Source organism: Idiomarina aquatica (assembly GCF_003987185.1).
Classification (GTDB): Bacteria; Pseudomonadota; Gammaproteobacteria; order Enterobacterales; family Alteromonadaceae; genus Idiomarina; species Idiomarina aquatica.
The window spans coordinates 649,071-665,084 of the sequence record NZ_PIPS01000001.1; the positions used below are offsets into that span (position 1 = coordinate 649,071).

15 protein-coding genes are annotated in these 16,014 nt (G+C 42.4%); 2 read left to right on the forward strand and 13 right to left on the reverse strand.

The features are described 5' to 3' along the window. Nucleotides 1-134: 134 nt before the first annotated feature. Both CWE23_RS03235 and CWE23_RS03240 read left to right on the forward strand, forming a co-directional pair. Nucleotides 135-1,238, forward strand: a complete 1,104-nt coding sequence (locus CWE23_RS03235; protein WP_126819434.1) for a DegT/DnrJ/EryC1/StrS family aminotransferase — start codon at nt 135-137, stop codon at nt 1,236-1,238. Between the two features lie 66 nt (nt 1,239-1,304). Next, nucleotides 1,305-2,177, forward strand: coding sequence for a sulfotransferase family protein (locus CWE23_RS03240; protein ID WP_126819436.1), 873 nt, complete (start codon nt 1,305-1,307; stop codon nt 2,175-2,177). A gap of 83 nt (nt 2,178-2,260) precedes the next feature. Here the strand turns inward: CWE23_RS03240 and CWE23_RS03245 are convergent, their stop codons facing one another. Genes CWE23_RS03245 through CWE23_RS03305 form a run of 13 tightly spaced genes read right to left on the reverse strand, consistent with a single transcriptional unit; the run spans nt 2,261 to nt 15,935 of the window. After that, nucleotides 2,261-3,982, reverse strand: coding sequence for a hypothetical protein (locus CWE23_RS03245; RefSeq protein WP_126819438.1), 1,722 nt, complete (start codon nt 3,980-3,982; stop codon nt 2,261-2,263). A gap of 22 nt (nt 3,983-4,004) precedes the next feature. Continuing rightward, nucleotides 4,005-5,057 (reverse strand): pseudaminic acid synthase, encoded by a 1,053-nt coding sequence (gene pseI / locus CWE23_RS03250; protein ID WP_126819439.1) that lies wholly within the window; start codon nt 5,055-5,057, stop codon nt 4,005-4,007. Beyond that, on the reverse strand, nt 5,041-5,565 hold the full coding sequence (gene pseH / locus CWE23_RS03255) for a UDP-4-amino-4,6-dideoxy-N-acetyl-beta-L-altrosamine N-acetyltransferase (protein ID WP_126819441.1): 525 nt from the start codon (nt 5,563-5,565) through the stop codon (nt 5,041-5,043). Before pseH ends, pseI begins: the two co-directional genes overlap by 17 nt. Next, nucleotides 5,562-6,641, reverse strand: a complete 1,080-nt coding sequence (gene pseG / locus CWE23_RS03260) for a UDP-2,4-diacetamido-2,4,6-trideoxy-beta-L-altropyranose hydrolase (protein WP_126819442.1) — start codon at nt 6,639-6,641, stop codon at nt 5,562-5,564. Before pseG ends, pseH begins: the two co-directional genes overlap by 4 nt. After that, nucleotides 6,638-7,330 carry a pseudaminic acid cytidylyltransferase gene (gene pseF, locus CWE23_RS03265; RefSeq protein WP_126819444.1) on the reverse strand — a complete coding sequence of 231 codons (693 nt, stop codon included), beginning with the start codon at nt 7,328-7,330 and terminating at the stop codon, nt 6,638-6,640. The genes pseG and pseF overlap by 4 nt, the downstream gene beginning before the upstream one ends. Beyond that, nucleotides 7,327-8,487, reverse strand: a complete 1,161-nt coding sequence (pseC, locus tag CWE23_RS03270; protein WP_126819446.1) for a UDP-4-amino-4,6-dideoxy-N-acetyl-beta-L-altrosamine transaminase — start codon at nt 8,485-8,487, stop codon at nt 7,327-7,329. Before pseC ends, pseF begins: the two co-directional genes overlap by 4 nt. Continuing rightward, nucleotides 8,487-9,485 carry a UDP-N-acetylglucosamine 4,6-dehydratase (inverting) gene (gene pseB / locus CWE23_RS03275; protein ID WP_126819448.1) on the reverse strand — a complete coding sequence of 333 codons (999 nt, stop codon included), beginning with the start codon at nt 9,483-9,485 and terminating at the stop codon, nt 8,487-8,489. Before pseB ends, pseC begins: the two co-directional genes overlap by 1 nt. Beyond that, the gene (locus CWE23_RS03280) at nt 9,472-12,315 is read right to left on the reverse strand and encodes a motility associated factor glycosyltransferase family protein (RefSeq protein ID WP_126819450.1); all 2,844 of its coding nucleotides are present in this window, start codon (nt 12,313-12,315) and stop codon (nt 9,472-9,474) included. Before CWE23_RS03280 ends, pseB begins: the two co-directional genes overlap by 14 nt. A 60-nt stretch (nt 12,316-12,375) precedes the next feature. Beyond that, nucleotides 12,376-12,675, reverse strand: coding sequence for a hypothetical protein (locus CWE23_RS03285; RefSeq protein ID WP_126819452.1), 300 nt, complete (start codon nt 12,673-12,675; stop codon nt 12,376-12,378). Then, complete coding sequence (fliS, locus tag CWE23_RS03290) at nt 12,676-13,110, reverse strand: flagellar export chaperone FliS (protein ID WP_126819454.1); 435 nt, start codon at nt 13,108-13,110, stop codon at nt 12,676-12,678. Beyond that, entirely contained in the window at nt 13,110-14,573 is a 1,464-nt protein-coding gene (gene fliD, locus CWE23_RS03295; RefSeq protein WP_126819456.1) for a flagellar filament capping protein FliD, read from the reverse strand. Before fliD ends, fliS begins: the two co-directional genes overlap by 1 nt. Nucleotides 14,574-14,612: 39 nt before the next feature. Next, a complete protein-coding gene (locus CWE23_RS03300) occupies nt 14,613-15,044 on the reverse strand; it encodes a flagellar protein FlaG (protein ID WP_126819457.1) in 432 nt (143 codons plus the stop codon). A gap of 60 nt (nt 15,045-15,104) precedes the next feature. Beyond that, nucleotides 15,105-15,935 (reverse strand): flagellin domain-containing protein, encoded by an 831-nt coding sequence (locus tag CWE23_RS03305; protein WP_126819459.1) that lies wholly within the window; start codon nt 15,933-15,935, stop codon nt 15,105-15,107. Nucleotides 15,936-16,014: the final 79 nt, after the last annotated feature.

Below are 16,014 nucleotides of genomic sequence, written 5' to 3' on the forward strand. Positions count from 1 at the left end.
TTACTTAACCTGAAATAGCTCGGTTATTGTAGAAAGAATCGCCAGATTGTTTTAACATTTTATATGAGTTAAGGAAGTAAAAATATTATGAAATGTCATAAAAAATACATAGGTTGGCTGAAGCTACTATAAAAATGAAGAATATACCTGTAACCAAACCCTATCTACCGAGCCGTGAGAGACTTGAACGTTATATTGATGGAATTTATGAACGAGAATGGTTAACAAACAATGGTACCTTGGTTCAAGAACTTACTAGAAGGTTAGAAGACTACCTTGGAGTTGAAAATTTACTGTTAGTTTCAAACGGAACATTAGCGCTACAAATTGCATACAGGGCTCTCGATATAAGTACAACAGAAGACTACGAAACATCTGAAGCAATAACTAGCCCGTTTAGCTTTATTGCAACAGCTAGTTCATTAAAATGGGAAGGTATTAAGCCTGTATTTGCTGATATCGATCCAGATACCTGGTGCCTAGACCCCAAAAAGGCAGAACAAGCTATAACACCTAACACTAAAGCGATCGTACCGGTACATGTTTTTGGCAACGCATGTGACGTTGAAATGCTCGGGCAAGTAGCTAAAAAGCACAATTTAAAAATAATATATGACGCCGCCCATGCTTTTGGTATTAAATATAAAAATACAAGTATATTAAAGCACGGAGACGCTGCAACATTAAGCTTTCATGCAACTAAAATTTTTCATACGGCGGAGGGAGGTGCTATTATTTTTAAAGAAAAGTCAACATTTGAAAAGGCGAAAAAGCTTATTAATTTTGGCATCACAGGTCCAACAAGTATTGAAAGCTTGGGTATTAATGCAAAAATGAACGAATTTCAAGCTGCCATAGGTTTGAGTGTTTTAGATGATATAGAAAGAATTATAGAAAAAAGACTGGATATATATAAACAATACATAAATAGTTTAAACGATAAAGTAACACAACCAGTCTGGAATGAGTCAGCAACCAAAAACGGGGGCTATTTCCCTATATTATTTAATTCCGAGGAAAAAGTACTACTTACTCAGAAAAAACTAGATGATATGGGAATATGCAGCAGGCGGTATTTCTTCCCCTCGCTCGACACAATAAGTTCTCTCACAAATGAAGGTAAGCCACAACCTATTTCAAAGTCAATATCAAGAAGAATTTTGTGTTTGCCAATATATCACGACTTAACAAAAAACAAAGCACTCGAAATTATTAAAATAATAAATGATTTTTCGTAAAAATAGTCTTGGATGAGAAAGCAATTTATTTAAGCTTGCCTAACAATAAATTAATTAAGAGGTAAAATGTCTATTAATTTAAATAATATAAACAAGGTCTCACCGTTTTTTGTGTTAGGAAACCCTCGTTCTGGAACTTCTATGTTTCGTATGATGTTAAATTCTCATCCTAAAGTAGCTGTGCCTCCAGAATGTGGGTTTCTAGAATGGTTAGCATATGAGTATAATCACGCAGTCGTTAAGCCAGATATATATAAAAAGTTTGCAAAATCTGTTTATAACACTCGAAAATTTGAAACTTGGGATATAGACTATGATTTTCTATTGGGCACGATTGAGGAAAACCGACCAAGAGACTATCGAGAACTATGCTTATGTGTTTATTTAGCATATGCAAAAAAATCAGAAAAAAAAATTTCATTAATTGGCGATAAAAATAACTATTACCTTAAAAAGGTTGAATTTCTTGATGATAACTTCCCTACTTCAAAAAAAATATTTCTCATAAGGGATGGACGAGATGTAGCTTGTTCATATTTAGAACTGAAAAAGTATAAAAGAAGCTCAAAATATTTTCCAAACTTAACAGATAATCTTTCCGATATAGCGAAAGAGTGGTCAGAAAATGCGGCTATTGCTTTTGATTATCAGGAAAAAGGCGCACTAGTAATTTCCTATGAGAAATTATTAATACACCCCGAGTCTACTTTGACAAGAGTCTGCCATTATCTTGGTGTCGATTATTCGAAAAAAATGCTTCATTTTGCAAATTTTAACGACGAGCCCAAGAGCTTTTTGCAGTGGAAGCAGAAAACAACATTAGAAATACAAGTTAAAAACACAGGAAAATATAAAGATAATTTAAACGCAGCCCAAGTCTCGGAATTCGAAAAAATCGCAAATAAAATGCTCATACAGTGGGGTTATAAGAAAAAATAAAAAACCGTTTTATTTCTCTTCAGCAACACCTCATTCGAAAAAACCGGCCGTTAGAAGGAGATTATTGACATGCTATTTGACATTTAGATTATATTAATAATATCCTCTAGAGACGTACCTGACCCTTCTATGATTTCGACTCGTTCCTTTGCACGCTCTCTTTTAGAATTATAGTAGTTATAATCGGTCAACTTGATCAGCTCTTCCAGATACTCATTCCAATCTGATACAACAAAAGCATTTCCGGCATTTGCCGCTACGTCGTTGTCGGGCAGTGTCACCACCGGAATATGATTATAGATCGCGGCACGCGCACCATACCCTCCACCGAGACGCTCTGGGTTAAGAAAGACGTCACAGTGAGACAGTTTTGAGGACAGATTATCAACATAACCATTAAAAGTACTGTTTTCCCGCAAATTAGTATAACTAGTTAAATCTATATCTTTGGATTCTATTGGACCGAAAAATTCAATTTTATTACCCATAGAGCACCATTTATCGCATATTAACAGAAACTCTGCGCTAAGCTCATAAGTCAATCTATTCCCAACCACACAAGCAACTAAAGATTTTATATTTACCATTTCGGTCGGCTTAGGCGATACATTAACATCAAGAAAGTTCCTTAATGACAAGTATTTAACATCTTTTTTTAAGTTACTAATTACTGATTTTACGTTGTCACTATTCGACCCTTGCCTAATAAGATAGTAATCAGGCTTACAAAACTGAGCATGCGCTGTCGTCGGCATCATTATTTTTTTTGAGGGTATCTCTAGCGACTCTAAAGCAACGTTGTCAGCTATAGTCCAAACACTTTCGGGTCGAATTGACACTAATAACTCTGATAATTTTTTTATGGTTTCACTAAGTGATGAACTATCGAATTGAAAATACCTATTTATCGGCAATCCAATTTCAGTAGAAGCCAGATTTGGCGCCAATTTATTTCCCCTTATTGGCATCACCCATCCGCTAGCCTTAGTATCTGGGAGGATATCATTTGTGTTAATGACATAGCTCGTTCTTTTGGTTTTTTTAAGTGCTTGAAGTAACGAAATTAACATTCTCGTGGGAGCATGAGATCTCGACAGAACTTGGGGAACAACAATTAAAACCACATCCGGCTCTACATCATATTCAACTTTTATTCTGTCTATTGCTATTGAGTTATACGCGTGAATGAATTCAGAGTTTTTAATCCCTTCTTTAATCCTACCGGAGAATAGCAACGCATGGATTTGTTTCATCAAAGGAAAACATTTATCTTTTGAATTTTTCTCTCTCCTAATATAATTAAAATAATCAAGTGGAGTTAGAATAGTGAAGTTAAAAACCAACTGCAAAGAGAACAACATAGTTTTATGGTACAATCCATAAAACAAAGCAATGCACTTAAAGTATTCAATAAGAATGCTTGAGTAAAAACTCCCCAAACTCATAACTTGCGCAATGCTCTTAATTAATTTCTCTTGCTCTAGCTCGGTTAGCTCGGCCTCATTGTCAAATGATGAAGCTATATAACTCAGTAATATGTTACCACTTTTGTTCGTTTTATCATTATTTATAAAAAAAGTTTTACTACCCTCGTTCCCATTTAAAACTCTCCGAAATGAGCGGATCAGCCATGGGTCACTCAAGTTAGATGCATGAGCCTCTATAAAGTAGCTATCAACTTCCCCCTCACAGCAAAAACTTAATAAAGAACTCCAATCTCTCATGTAGCTTTCAATAGATAATTCTATCGTTCTAACTAAGTTTGCATCACCATCAAAAATTTTAATTAAAATTTTACGCTCCATATTCACCTTGTTTTTAAGCAAGTCAAAATTTTACTTTACTTAATGCTACAGCCATGTTTTTCGTTATATTATCTTTTACTTTTTTCCCTAACAAGTTTTTTATATATTTAGGCGCTAGCCCATACCCCGGTCTGACGCTCCGAATACAGTCTTCTGTGATGACCTCACCTGCCTTCATGTCTTTCACAAAATAGAGTGACCGCCTGAATTTGACATTACCCTGCTCACTTGACTTTCTGCCATAATCTACCTTTCCAAGCGCGGCTTTTGCGGTCTTGGTGTCTCGACACAGCGCCGCCAGCTCCGCCGGCTCTAATGAAAAACTGTCATCCGGGCCGCCGCCGTTTCTGTCCAGCGTAAAGTGCTTCTCAATAATGCTTGCGCCGAGCGCAGCACTGACGATGGCCGTGGTGTTGTCCAGCGTGTGGTCTGACAGGCCGGTCAGCACGCCGAACCGCTCTTTCATATCCACCAGCGTTTTGAGATTATAATCTTCTGCCGGAGCCGGATAGCCACTCACACAATGTAAGATAGCCAATTCTTTACAACCCGCTCCGCGGGCTGCGTCTATGGCTTCCTGTATTTCTTCATCGTTCGCCATACCGGTTGAGATAATCATCGGCTTACCGGTGCGGGCAACGTACTCAATCAGCGGCAGGTCTACCGCTTCAAAAGAAGCAATTTTGTACGCCGGCGCATTCAAATCTTCCAGTAAATCAACAGCCGTGTTATCGAACGGTGAACTGAAGATGGTAATACCCTCTTTACGGGCATGTTCAAAGAGTGGCTTATGCCATTCCCAGGGCGTATGGGCCTCTTCGTAAAGCTCGTACAGCGTTCGGCCGTCCCAAAGACCGCCCTCTATCTTAAAGTCAGACGAATCACAATCCAGAGTGATGGTGTCCGGGCGATACGTTTGCAGCTTAACCGCATCCGCTCCCGCCCTTTTTGCTTCAGATATAATCTTTAATGCGGTCTCGATATTGCCGTTATGATTCGCTGATAGCTCTGCAATTATATAAGGCGGCATATCGGCCGATATCAAACGCCCGTTGATATTAAATTCCTGTTTCATCGTTAACCTCTCTCATTTGCCAGCTTTTTCGCAATAAACCAAAGCTGACAACATCATGATATTTTTTACCGTCAAAATGCTGCTCGGCGTGGTAACCCTCTTCAATAAAACCCAGCTTTGTATGGAAACGCCGCGACCTTTCATTAAAGCCCAGCGCCTCACCACAGACTTTATGGAGTCCTAATTCATTAAATCCATAATTAAGCGCAGCTCTACCCAAGGCCTGGCCGGCTCCTCTTTCTGCATCCGGAGAAAGGTAAAACCCCCAGTCACAGACGTTGTCACACGTTTTTGGCGTAAACTTAATAAACCCTCGTGGTGTCCCGTTTTTCTCATAGATTAACAGGTGATGGCGCCCCGACTGTTCATTGGCGATAAACCAGCTCAGGTGCTCCTGCCAGGTGATTTCATGGGTCGTGTACATATACTGTCTGACATCAGGGTGATTTCGCCATTCCAACACAGCTTCCAAATCTGATTGCCGTAGAGGCCGAATATGCTCACTCATGTCAATTTACCCTCTAATTTATTGACAATCTCACTCACTCCCGAGCCGGAGCTCAGCTTTGCTGCTTTGTCGCTCATTGCAAACCGTAATTCGCCATCGGTCACCTGAGAAAGCGCCTCATGTATCTGAGAAACCTCTGTCTGAATCGCGACACCTTCTTCAGCAAGACTCTGGGCAATACCGCGCTGATTCTCCGCCAACACCAGCATAATGGTCGGCAATCCCAGACAACAACGCTCCCAGGAGGTGCTGCCGGCAGCGCCGATGGCAACATCGGCCTGGCTCATCAGCTCGGCCATATTACTCACCCCTTGTTTGACCGTGACCTTAAAGCGCAACGATGCAGCTTGCTGTTGTATCTTCTCAAGCCAGGGGTTTTGCTGGCCCAGCACGACGGTCATCGTAACCGAGTCAGACAGAGAGCTGGCTTCCAGTGCATCCAGCACGTCGCCGGTAACGTTGTCCTTATCAACCCCGCCCAGACTGATTAATAATTGGCGAAGCTCCGTACGTTGACGACGGCGGCTCAGGCTTTCCTCACGCCACTTTGCGAACTCAGGACGCAGCAGCGCATACTGCGGCCCAATCAACCGGACGCATTCTTTTGGCACCAGCTTGTCGTAGTCGTCGGCACGACGCCCCATATTCTGGTCGAGCAAGATATCACACTGATGCGCCCGGTCAGCCAGGTCATCGATGACCAGCACATGACGACAGGATTTTCGAAGCCGGGTTTCCCATGGCGCACCAACACCGTAATGGTCAACAACCAGCCAGTCACACCCATTTGGCTGTAATACCGCCAGTGTGTCCTCACTGTCTTGTTGCTGCCCTCCCGGGAGCCAGTGGCTGTGGACGTACTCGTCCGGCGCGGCGGTGACTGACTCAGGTAAGGGCAAAGCATGGACGCGATAGCCTTTATCCTCAATCAGGGCTATCAGGTGACCCGGCTGTTCACGTACAATAAATTCGCAGTCATGTCCGCGGTCTTTCAGTGCATCGGCGAGGGTAAGGCAGCGCATGGTATGCCCTGAGCCGATTTCAAAAGACGCGTCAACCCGAAAAACAACCTTCATTGTCCCGCCTGCATGGCTTTGAACAGCCATTCGGCACGCGCCCAGTCTTCCGGCGTGTCAATGTCCTGAACACGATGTCGCGGCAGCTCGATGAGCCGGGCCGATGAAGAGAAAATCGGACGTTTTTCAAGCCAGGCAGCTCGCGTCCCCCAGTAAAACTGTCCGGCGTCATGCCAGGCTTCCGTTAAATCCTGCGAGCGGGTGGTAAAATGCTCGGGCTGGAACATTGAGACCTGTCCCTGCTCATCAACTTTTAACGCCCGCTGGATTGGGAACGCGTACGTTGTCGCCGAGAAAACGTAATCCGGGGTTGAAGCATCCATCACGGCCCTGCCCCGTTGCAAATCCTCCGCACGGATAAACGGGGCCGTTGCGTACAGACAACAGAGATAATCGCTCTCATAACCCGCCGCTGCCAGCCATTGTGCCGCATGCTTTATCACATCAGTGGTACCGGTGTAATCATCGGACAAGTTTGCCGGACGCTTGAACGGCACCCAGGCACCGTACGCTTGAGCAACTGCAGCGATTTCATCGTCGTCCGTTGAGACGATGACCTTATCAAAACACCCACTGGCCAGCGCGGCCTCAATGGACCAGGCAATCATCGGTTTGCCGCAAAAGGGTTTGATGTTCTTGCGGGGGATACGTTTACTGCCGCCCCGGGCCGGGATGACCGCGACCGTCATACCGACAACGCCTTGTTTAGCGCCGAAACCACTGTACGCTGCTCGTCGTCGGTCAGGTTGGGATGCATCGGCAAGCTGATGGCTTCGTGGTAATAAGCCATCGCGTTGGGGAAGTCTTCAGCCACAAACCCCAGGTTTTGATAATACGGCTGGGTGTGCACCGGAATATAATGTAAATTCACACCAATACCCTGCGCGCGCAATGACTCAAAGACTTCTCGGTGAGAGCGCTCTATCTTGTCTCGCTGCAGACGAATAACGTAAAGATGCAGACCTGAGTAACTGTCCGGGTGCTGGAACGGTGTCGTTACCGGTAACGTCTTTAGCAACTCATCGTAAGTTGCTGCCAGCTCATGGCGTTTTGCGACGTACTCATCCAGACGCTCAAGCTGGCTGAGCCCCAGCGCAGCCTGAAGCTCGGTCATCCGGTAATTAAAACCCAGGTCGATTTGCTGATAATACCAGGGGCCATGGCTGGCGTGAGTCATCTTTTCCGTATCCCGGGTGATGCCGTGACTGCGCAGTAAATCCATTTTTTGCGCAAGCGCTTTGCTGTTGGTCAACGCCATTCCGCCTTCCGCGGTGGTGATGATTTTTACCGGATGAAAACTGAAAACGGTAATGTCACTGTATTGTCCTTTACCAATGTATTCACCCCGATATTTACCCCCGATAGCGTGAGACGCATCCTCAATCACTTTGACACCGTATTGGTCAGCGAGCGCTTTGATTGCCGCCATCTCACAGGGTTGTCCACATAAGTGCACAACAACCAGCACTTTGGGAAGACAATCGCGGGCAGCCGCTTGCTGCAATTTGGTTTTCAGCGCCTCGACGCTGATATTGTAAGTGGCTGGGTCAATATCGACAAAGTCAACGTCCGCGCCGCAATAAAGACCGCAATTGGCCGAGGCAACAAACGTCACAGGCGTGGTCCACAACACATCACCCGACCCCAAATCCAGAGCAAGACAGGCAATGTGCAGTGCTGATGTAGCGCTGTTGACCGCGAGCGCGTATTCTGCGCCGACGCGATTCGCCACCGCCTGCTCGAAAGCCGGCACTTTAGGCCCCTGCGTCAGGAAGTCAGACTGCAGCACGTCGACAACCGCATCGATGTCCTGTTGCTGAATATCTTGTTTGCCGTAGGGTATCATCAGATTTTACCGATTTGCTCGTAATTACTGTCTAACCATTGCTGTAAAGCCGCATCAGACATCCATTCAACGTTATTATCGCTGGAATAGGTGAAACCTTCAGGTACCTTTTTACCGTCCTTAATGCGGTCAGCGTCTTTATCCCAATTGTTGATTGCCGGCAGTATTTTATAATGCTCTGGGTATTCGTAGGTATAAGGCGCATCTTCAAAGCCAATCATTTGCTCATGCAGTTTCTCGCCCGGACGAATGCCTACGATTTCTTGCTTCGCCTCCGGTGCCACCACCCGAGCCACATCCGTCACTTTCATAGACGGGATTTTTTTCACATAAATCTCACCGCCGACCATATCTTCAAAGGCATGCCAGACGAGCTCTACGCCTTGTTCAAGCGAAATCATGAAACGTGTCATGCGCTCGTCCGTGATAGGCAAAACGCCTTTATCGCGAATCGACATAAAAAATGGGATCACCGAGCCACGGGAGCCCATTACATTGCCGTAACGAACAACCGAAAAGCGTGTTCGATTGGCGCCGGCATAGTGATTCCCCGCCACAAACAATTTATCCGACGCTAGTTTTGTGGCGCCGTATAAATTAACCGGGCTGCTGGCTTTATCGGTAGAGAGTGCCACCACTTTTTTAACGCCTTTATCAATGCACGCATCGACTAGGTTCATGGCTCCGTTAATATTCGTTTTAATGCACTCAAAAGGGTTGTATTCAGCTGTCGGTACAATTTTAGTCGCGGCAGCATGCACCACGTAATCGACGCCATCAAGCGCACGATATAGACGGTCTTTATCACGCACATCGCCAATGAAAAAACGCACGCGCGGATCGCCCTGAAACAGCTTCGCCATTTCCCACTGCTTCATCTCGTCACGAGAGAAAATAATAATCTTTTTAGGGTTGTACTTGGCAAGTGTCATTGGGATGAATTTATGACCAAATGAGCCTGTACCCCCGGTGACAAGAATAACTTTACCGCCTTCCATATTCTCTCACTCCCACAAGTTGGGTTTCAGTCGTGGACTCAAGCTCCAGAGGATTAGCACAGTACTCGTTGGTCATTTCATCTATCATATTATTAAGGTGGTCTATGATATCAACGAACAAGCCAGAGTTTTCTGCAGTGCTTTTTTCAAACTCAAGAGCTTTCATCACTGTGACGCTTATGAAAGGAATCACAGGTGAAAAGAGGCTATAAAATATAAGGTTACCTTTATGCAAGGACTCGATGACAAATTGCTTTAACTCTGATAAAACTTTCATATTATTACCTTCTAATGATAAGAGAGAAATAATACTCTTAAGCTCATTTGAAAGAGGAGTAATATCCTCATTTCTAACTTGCATCAAAAGTTCATCGCCCAATTTTTTGCCACAATCTTTTGAAAAACACACTGATTCCAAATCTAAAACCACCTCTCTTCTAGGAGAGTATGAAGGCTCATCCAGCCAATCGAAACCCAAACATCTGGTGCCTTCAATATAAGCACCATCGCTAATATTAAACACTCTAGCACCTGGATGTTTGTTTATGACTCTAGACAGATTTTTTATTGCCAGATAAAACTCCATCTTCGTGTAAACAACAGAAATTTTATTTCCTTTAACTGGAATTAATCTATCAACACTATCACTATATGAAAATTTTTCTCCACCCTTATCGGAGTAGTACTCAGAGTATTTAGAATGATGAGAGCTAATGTCCTTAAATCCCATGTCAACACCAACTAGGGTTATGTTTTTGAACCCCAGGTGAAGAATTGCGCTTAATGCTAAGTTAGATACCGTTGGACTGCTTAAAGTTGTTATTGGAGGTTTTAAATTATTTTTTAGCAAGAAATAATTGATAACCTCCATCCCTCCTCCCAAAGATGTGAACATTCCATAATGTTTATTAAACAAAGCAACTGTTTCCGGATGCACCCAAACAGGAGCTAACAGGTTAATTGACTTCAGATATTCTGTATCTGGTATAGAGGAAATTATCGAATATGTGCATTTGTTCTGTTCAACTTCAGCGTGAAAGTCTGGCTTTATGCCATTTCGCCAAAGTGCCGCAAGTGCCGTACCACATGAAACAATCAAAAATTTATCTTTATTTTTTTTCAACGATTCCCAGCACAAGTCGATCGATGGTCCGTTTCCAACAATTAAAACCTCTGCATTCAGAGATATTTCATTTTCAAGAGAGCTAATATTAATTAATGTGCCATTTTTACTGAAATTTTTAATACAGTGGGATAGTGCATAACGAGCATAGTGAAAATGTTCAGATAATGCTACAGACGTTACCATTTCTTCTCTAAATTCGTAGATAGCCTTTTCTAGAGGAGGGATCTTTCGATCTATAAATAAAAAGGAATTAAGCAGATAAAAGCCATCTATCTTAGACATCGATTTTTTCACATCTGACAAAAGGTTAGTCCCATCGTCTCCAATACTGAAATTAACTTGCTTTCCATTATCATCAAATGATTTTAAAATTTTAAACCAATCAATTGTATACAAAGACCAATAAAAGAAATCAGGATTTGGTTCATAATATAACAAATAATCAACTTCGTGATGTATCAAGACCTTTTGCTGTGAGTAACCTAACCCGCCTGAAATTAGTAACAACGAGGGAATACGCTCAGGAAGATTCACTTCACCTTTATTTATAAAATTAAATTTTTCATATATAGATTTCGCAAAACGATAAAATGTATAATGGCCTAGTTTACCACCATCAATGCCACTGCTTGGTAAGGTTTGAACTGGACTTTTGAGAAATTTATTATAACCAGACAGAGCATCAATTTCAGGATTGATTCCGTACCAAAAAGCTTGTCGTTCTACATTGTAAATATTTGTTTTATTCTCTTTACATGGTAGTAAAAGCCAACGTTTCGGTTTGTAATTTTCAAATGCCTCAGCGATTTCTGGGAAATAATTTTTGAATGAATCTATGTTGTCATAGAATCTAGTCTTGTACATATCTATGACTGACGCAACAGGTTTAGATGCACTTAATTGCTCGGATAACGTATGGCTAAAAAGAGGAGATACATTCAAAACATTCATGAATTCTTTTTTTAACTGATAAACACTTTCATCAGTTAAATAACTAAATCCATTCTTTTGAATCAAAGAAATAAAGGCATCAAATTCCGGGTAATGCAAATGCTGATATATATGTGAATTTTCAGTTTCAAATACATCTAATATTTCATGGATGTCTTTTAGAACCGAGTTTTCTGACTCAATCAAAAAGGCTAAATTACCGCCGTTTCTAGAAAGCAATTCATGTAACCTTTTCCAATCAATGCTATAAATTGTTGCCAAAAAAACTTCAATATCCGGCTCTATTATAATCAAGTTTTTATAACTATAGTTTTCAGCTATATATTGGTAACTATGACCTAAACCTGAACCAAGCCCTATGAGAGTGCCTGATTTAACAGAGGCAGGCTTTGGCATTTTAAGTCCTAATAACATTCCATCATTAATGACCAAATCATCCGAATCTATACGAGTATTTTTTAGATCGTATATAGAACTATGCTTTACATGATCTATTTGAGATTCTTCCGGATTAAGAGGGTAAAGCGTCTCACCTGTAGTAACATTAACAATATTAATTTTTCGATTGCAGTTGATAAAAACACTGTACTTTTCAGGTTTTACTTTTTTAATTCGCTGATAAAGATTTGGAAATTCTAATGAGAAATAGGTTAGATTCTTGTCTTTTAAAGAGAGATGGTAAGGCAATACTTCTTTTTCTATTATAGCTTGACGTCTATTATCCAGTGTCTGCCAAGTGATATCTGTTTGCATAACTTCTGCTACCAAGTAATTTTTGACATAATGCCAAACTACTAGCAAATGCTATGCCATTCAATACTTACTTTTTGCTTTTCGCCCTTTGGCCAGTTCTAAAAGTGCGCCGCGTCGGTCAGACTTCAGATCTTCTAATCGCGATATAGCGTGTGTTAGAAAAGTTAACTCCTGTTTCATCAGGTTACCAGCAACTTCAGGGGCTTGTGAGGACTTCAGTTCGTCGCTATACCACTGCAAACTAGCACAATATGCGGCTATCACTCTCCCAGTCTCTTCCAAGTTAAACTCTTTACTGGTCAACTCAGAGGTAACAGCCTCACGAAACTTTGCAATTTTGGCTTCATAAATTTTAGTCAATTAACCACCTGCTGCTAGCAGAGACTCTTTTTGGCTTAATGTCGAAATTCTGACATCCTGAGGGATAGAGTCCCAACCTTCTTTAATCGTTGTCATGATTTGTTGGCAATCATGAATTTTCTGACTCGAATTCTCCCGAGATGCCTCTAACAAATGCTCAACAATAAAATCGTACAGACTGGCTAGGTTATTTATAACATCCTCTCCGCCGTCTACTGGGCGCAATGACTCGTTAAGCGATTTAACGATTGCGGTTGCTTTACTTACATGTTCAGATTTAGCGGCTAAATCTTTACGATCAATTGCACTTCTGGCCATAACCATTCTATCAATCGCGCCCTGCATTAACATTTGTATGATCTGATAGGGATCTGCGGTTCCCAGTTGATCACGAATACCAACCTGTTTATATGCGTTTAAACCTTTCTTATTCATTAGCTTTTACCTCCGAACCCCGGCAAGCTCGCTAATTGACCTTGCAGAGCAGTCATAGTCTGATTCATTTGAGCCAACATCGCATCGAGCCCTTGATACTCTTCACGCAAGTTTTTCTCAAAGTTCTCCATATATCGTTCAAACCGCTCTCTTTCTTTAGTAATATTTTCTTTATTTGATTCAAAAACATCCTCTTTTGATTCAAACAAACCACCACGCTGGGTGTACTGCTCGATATAACCGTCTAAACGACTGCCAATGCCATCTTCGTTAGAGAATAACTCACTTACACCATCAAAATTCTCATCAAGGGCTTTATCTAACTTTGCTTCTCCGTCAGCGCCAAAACTTAGCTTGCCATCATCATCAAAGCTTAAGCCGATAGCATATAACGTATTCGTGCCTGCTGGAGCAGAGCCAACGGCACCGCCCACTATGTTACTTAAACCCGCTCTTAACCCTCTTAGCATAGAATCGCCAACTAAGGCGCCGCTTTTCCCCTCAACATTCACTCGAGTCAGTGTATTTGCCTGCTCAACAAATTTGTTATAGGCATCGACAAACTCTTCAATATTTTGTTTAACCCCAGGCTTGTCAGTGGTAACTTCTAGAGATTGCTCGTTACCGGGAGATGCTTGCTTCGCAACGATCTCAACGCCTGTAATGGCATTTGTAAAGGTGTTTGTTGAGCTGAAGACCTCTATTCCGTCTACAATCATCTTTGCATCACGAGCTTGGTCTTCTGCGGCTATGGATAAGCCGGCAGCAGCGCCAGTAGCTACAGTGGAAACAGAATCCAGTTCAGCATTATCGTTACTTACAACCAGTTCATTCGCTTCACCTGTCAAGTTTGAGCTTAATACGAGTCGTGTCTCTGGATTACTCCCGCCCGTATTGATAATAGAAGCACTGACACCATAGTTTTCTTCTGAGGAATTAATTGAATTTGCAATGTCCTGCAGCGTGGCACCTGCTCCTACATCAACCGAAAAGGTGTTGTCCCCGCTAGCAGTAGCTAACGTGAGAGTGCCCGCTGTAGTTGTAATCACCTCATCCGCCGATGAAAAGGCGGCAGATTTGGCTTTAGTTCCTTGAGCTAGAGATTCTACAGAAATTTGATAACTCGCCTCTGCTGCACTGCGGCTCACCGTTGCTGACAAATAGGGATTCACTTCCGAGGTTTCAGCTTCCTCATCATCACTGGACGAGACGGAGCTAGAAGACTGGCCGTTGATAATGGCAGCCTTACTGTTCATCTTGTCCGGATCTGAGAGCTTTTCTAAACTTTCAAGTACTTTCGACAACCCAGATTTAAGTTTGCTGTAGCCTGATAGCGAAACACTGACGTCATTTTCGCGCTTTTGTAATGCCTCTAATTTAGGACGTCGTTCTGCCTGAACCAGCTGAGTCACTAAATCCTCTAACGCAAGTCCTGAACCAACACCTAATGACGAAATAGCCATATCGACCCCCTAAATCCACAGCAAGCTTAAATCCGCTGCCTAAATTGTACTATTAAATAAATAACCCACTGAGCTTTTGCTTTCACTTCCAGCTTCTTGACGTTGGTCACTCAACTTTTCGGCTAAACGAACCAACTCTTCAGATGGTATCTGACGTATCAATTCCCCACTTTCAGAGTCTATAACCTTAACTATTGTGGTGCCAATCTCATCATTAACACTAAATTCCAAATTACGTTGGCGGATGCTTTGATTTTGGTTTACTTCATCTACCAACTCTCGTAATTCTTCAACTGACTTGACCTTAGCTTTATCATTGTCAGCTTGGTTTCGCTCGTTTAACTTATCCAAAGTTTCAGGCTCTTGTCTAAACTCTTTAGTGTTCTTCGATTGCTGAACCAAGTTGCGGTCGCCCGACTCAACACCACTGCTGGAAAACGAGTTGCTAAAAGCATTTAATTCAATACCCATGGTATTTTGCCTCGAAAAAGTGTTGTTTGGCTAAATTATAGCCAAACAACACTAGTATTTCTATCCAAGCAGCGATAATGCAGCTTGTGGACGTTGATTTGCCTGCGCAAGAATGGTCGTGCTTGCTTGTTGACGAATCTGGAATTTAGTTAGGTTTGCCGTTTCCGCAGCAAAGTCCGTGTCCTGAATTCGAGAACGAGCGCCAGTCACATTTTCTGAAATATTGCTTAAATTACGAATCGTTGACTGGAACCGATTTTGTAATGCACCCAAATCGGCACGGGTATCATTAACATTCGCTAATGCTGTATCGAGCGTTTGGATCGCTGTAGAAGCGCCCCCAACACTTGATATAGATAAAGCATTTATACCTAGAGCCGATGCAGTGAAACCACCGCCTGATACACCACTAATCGCAAGATTAATGTTTTGACCTGCTTCAGCGCCTACAAGAAAGTTTTCATTATAAGAGCCCGTCAGTAGGTTCTTACCAGCAAACTGTGTATTTTCTGCAACACGAGTAATCTCGGCAGTCAACGCGGCGACTTCTTTTTGAAGTGCATCACGATCTTCCTGACTATTTACACCATTTTGCGATTGAACTGCTAACTGACGAATTCGCTGTAATGAATCGGTAACTTCCTGCAATGCACCTTCAGCAGTCTGTGCAACAGAAATTCCATCGTTAGCATTTCGAACGGCTTGGTCAAGCCCCTGAATTTGAGACGTCATGCGGCTTGAAATCTGCAGGCCAGCAGCATCATCTGCAGCACTATTGATACGAAAGCCAGACGACAAGCGCTGAAAAGCTTGGTCCAAGCCATTACCTGACTGCATTAATTGACGTTGAGCATTCAACGACGAAACATTTGTATTAACATAAAGTGCCATAGCACATCCTCCAGTATTAGAGAAAAAGGTATCTCATACAAGCTATCGGCAACTCTTTGCCGCTCTTTAATAATTTTTA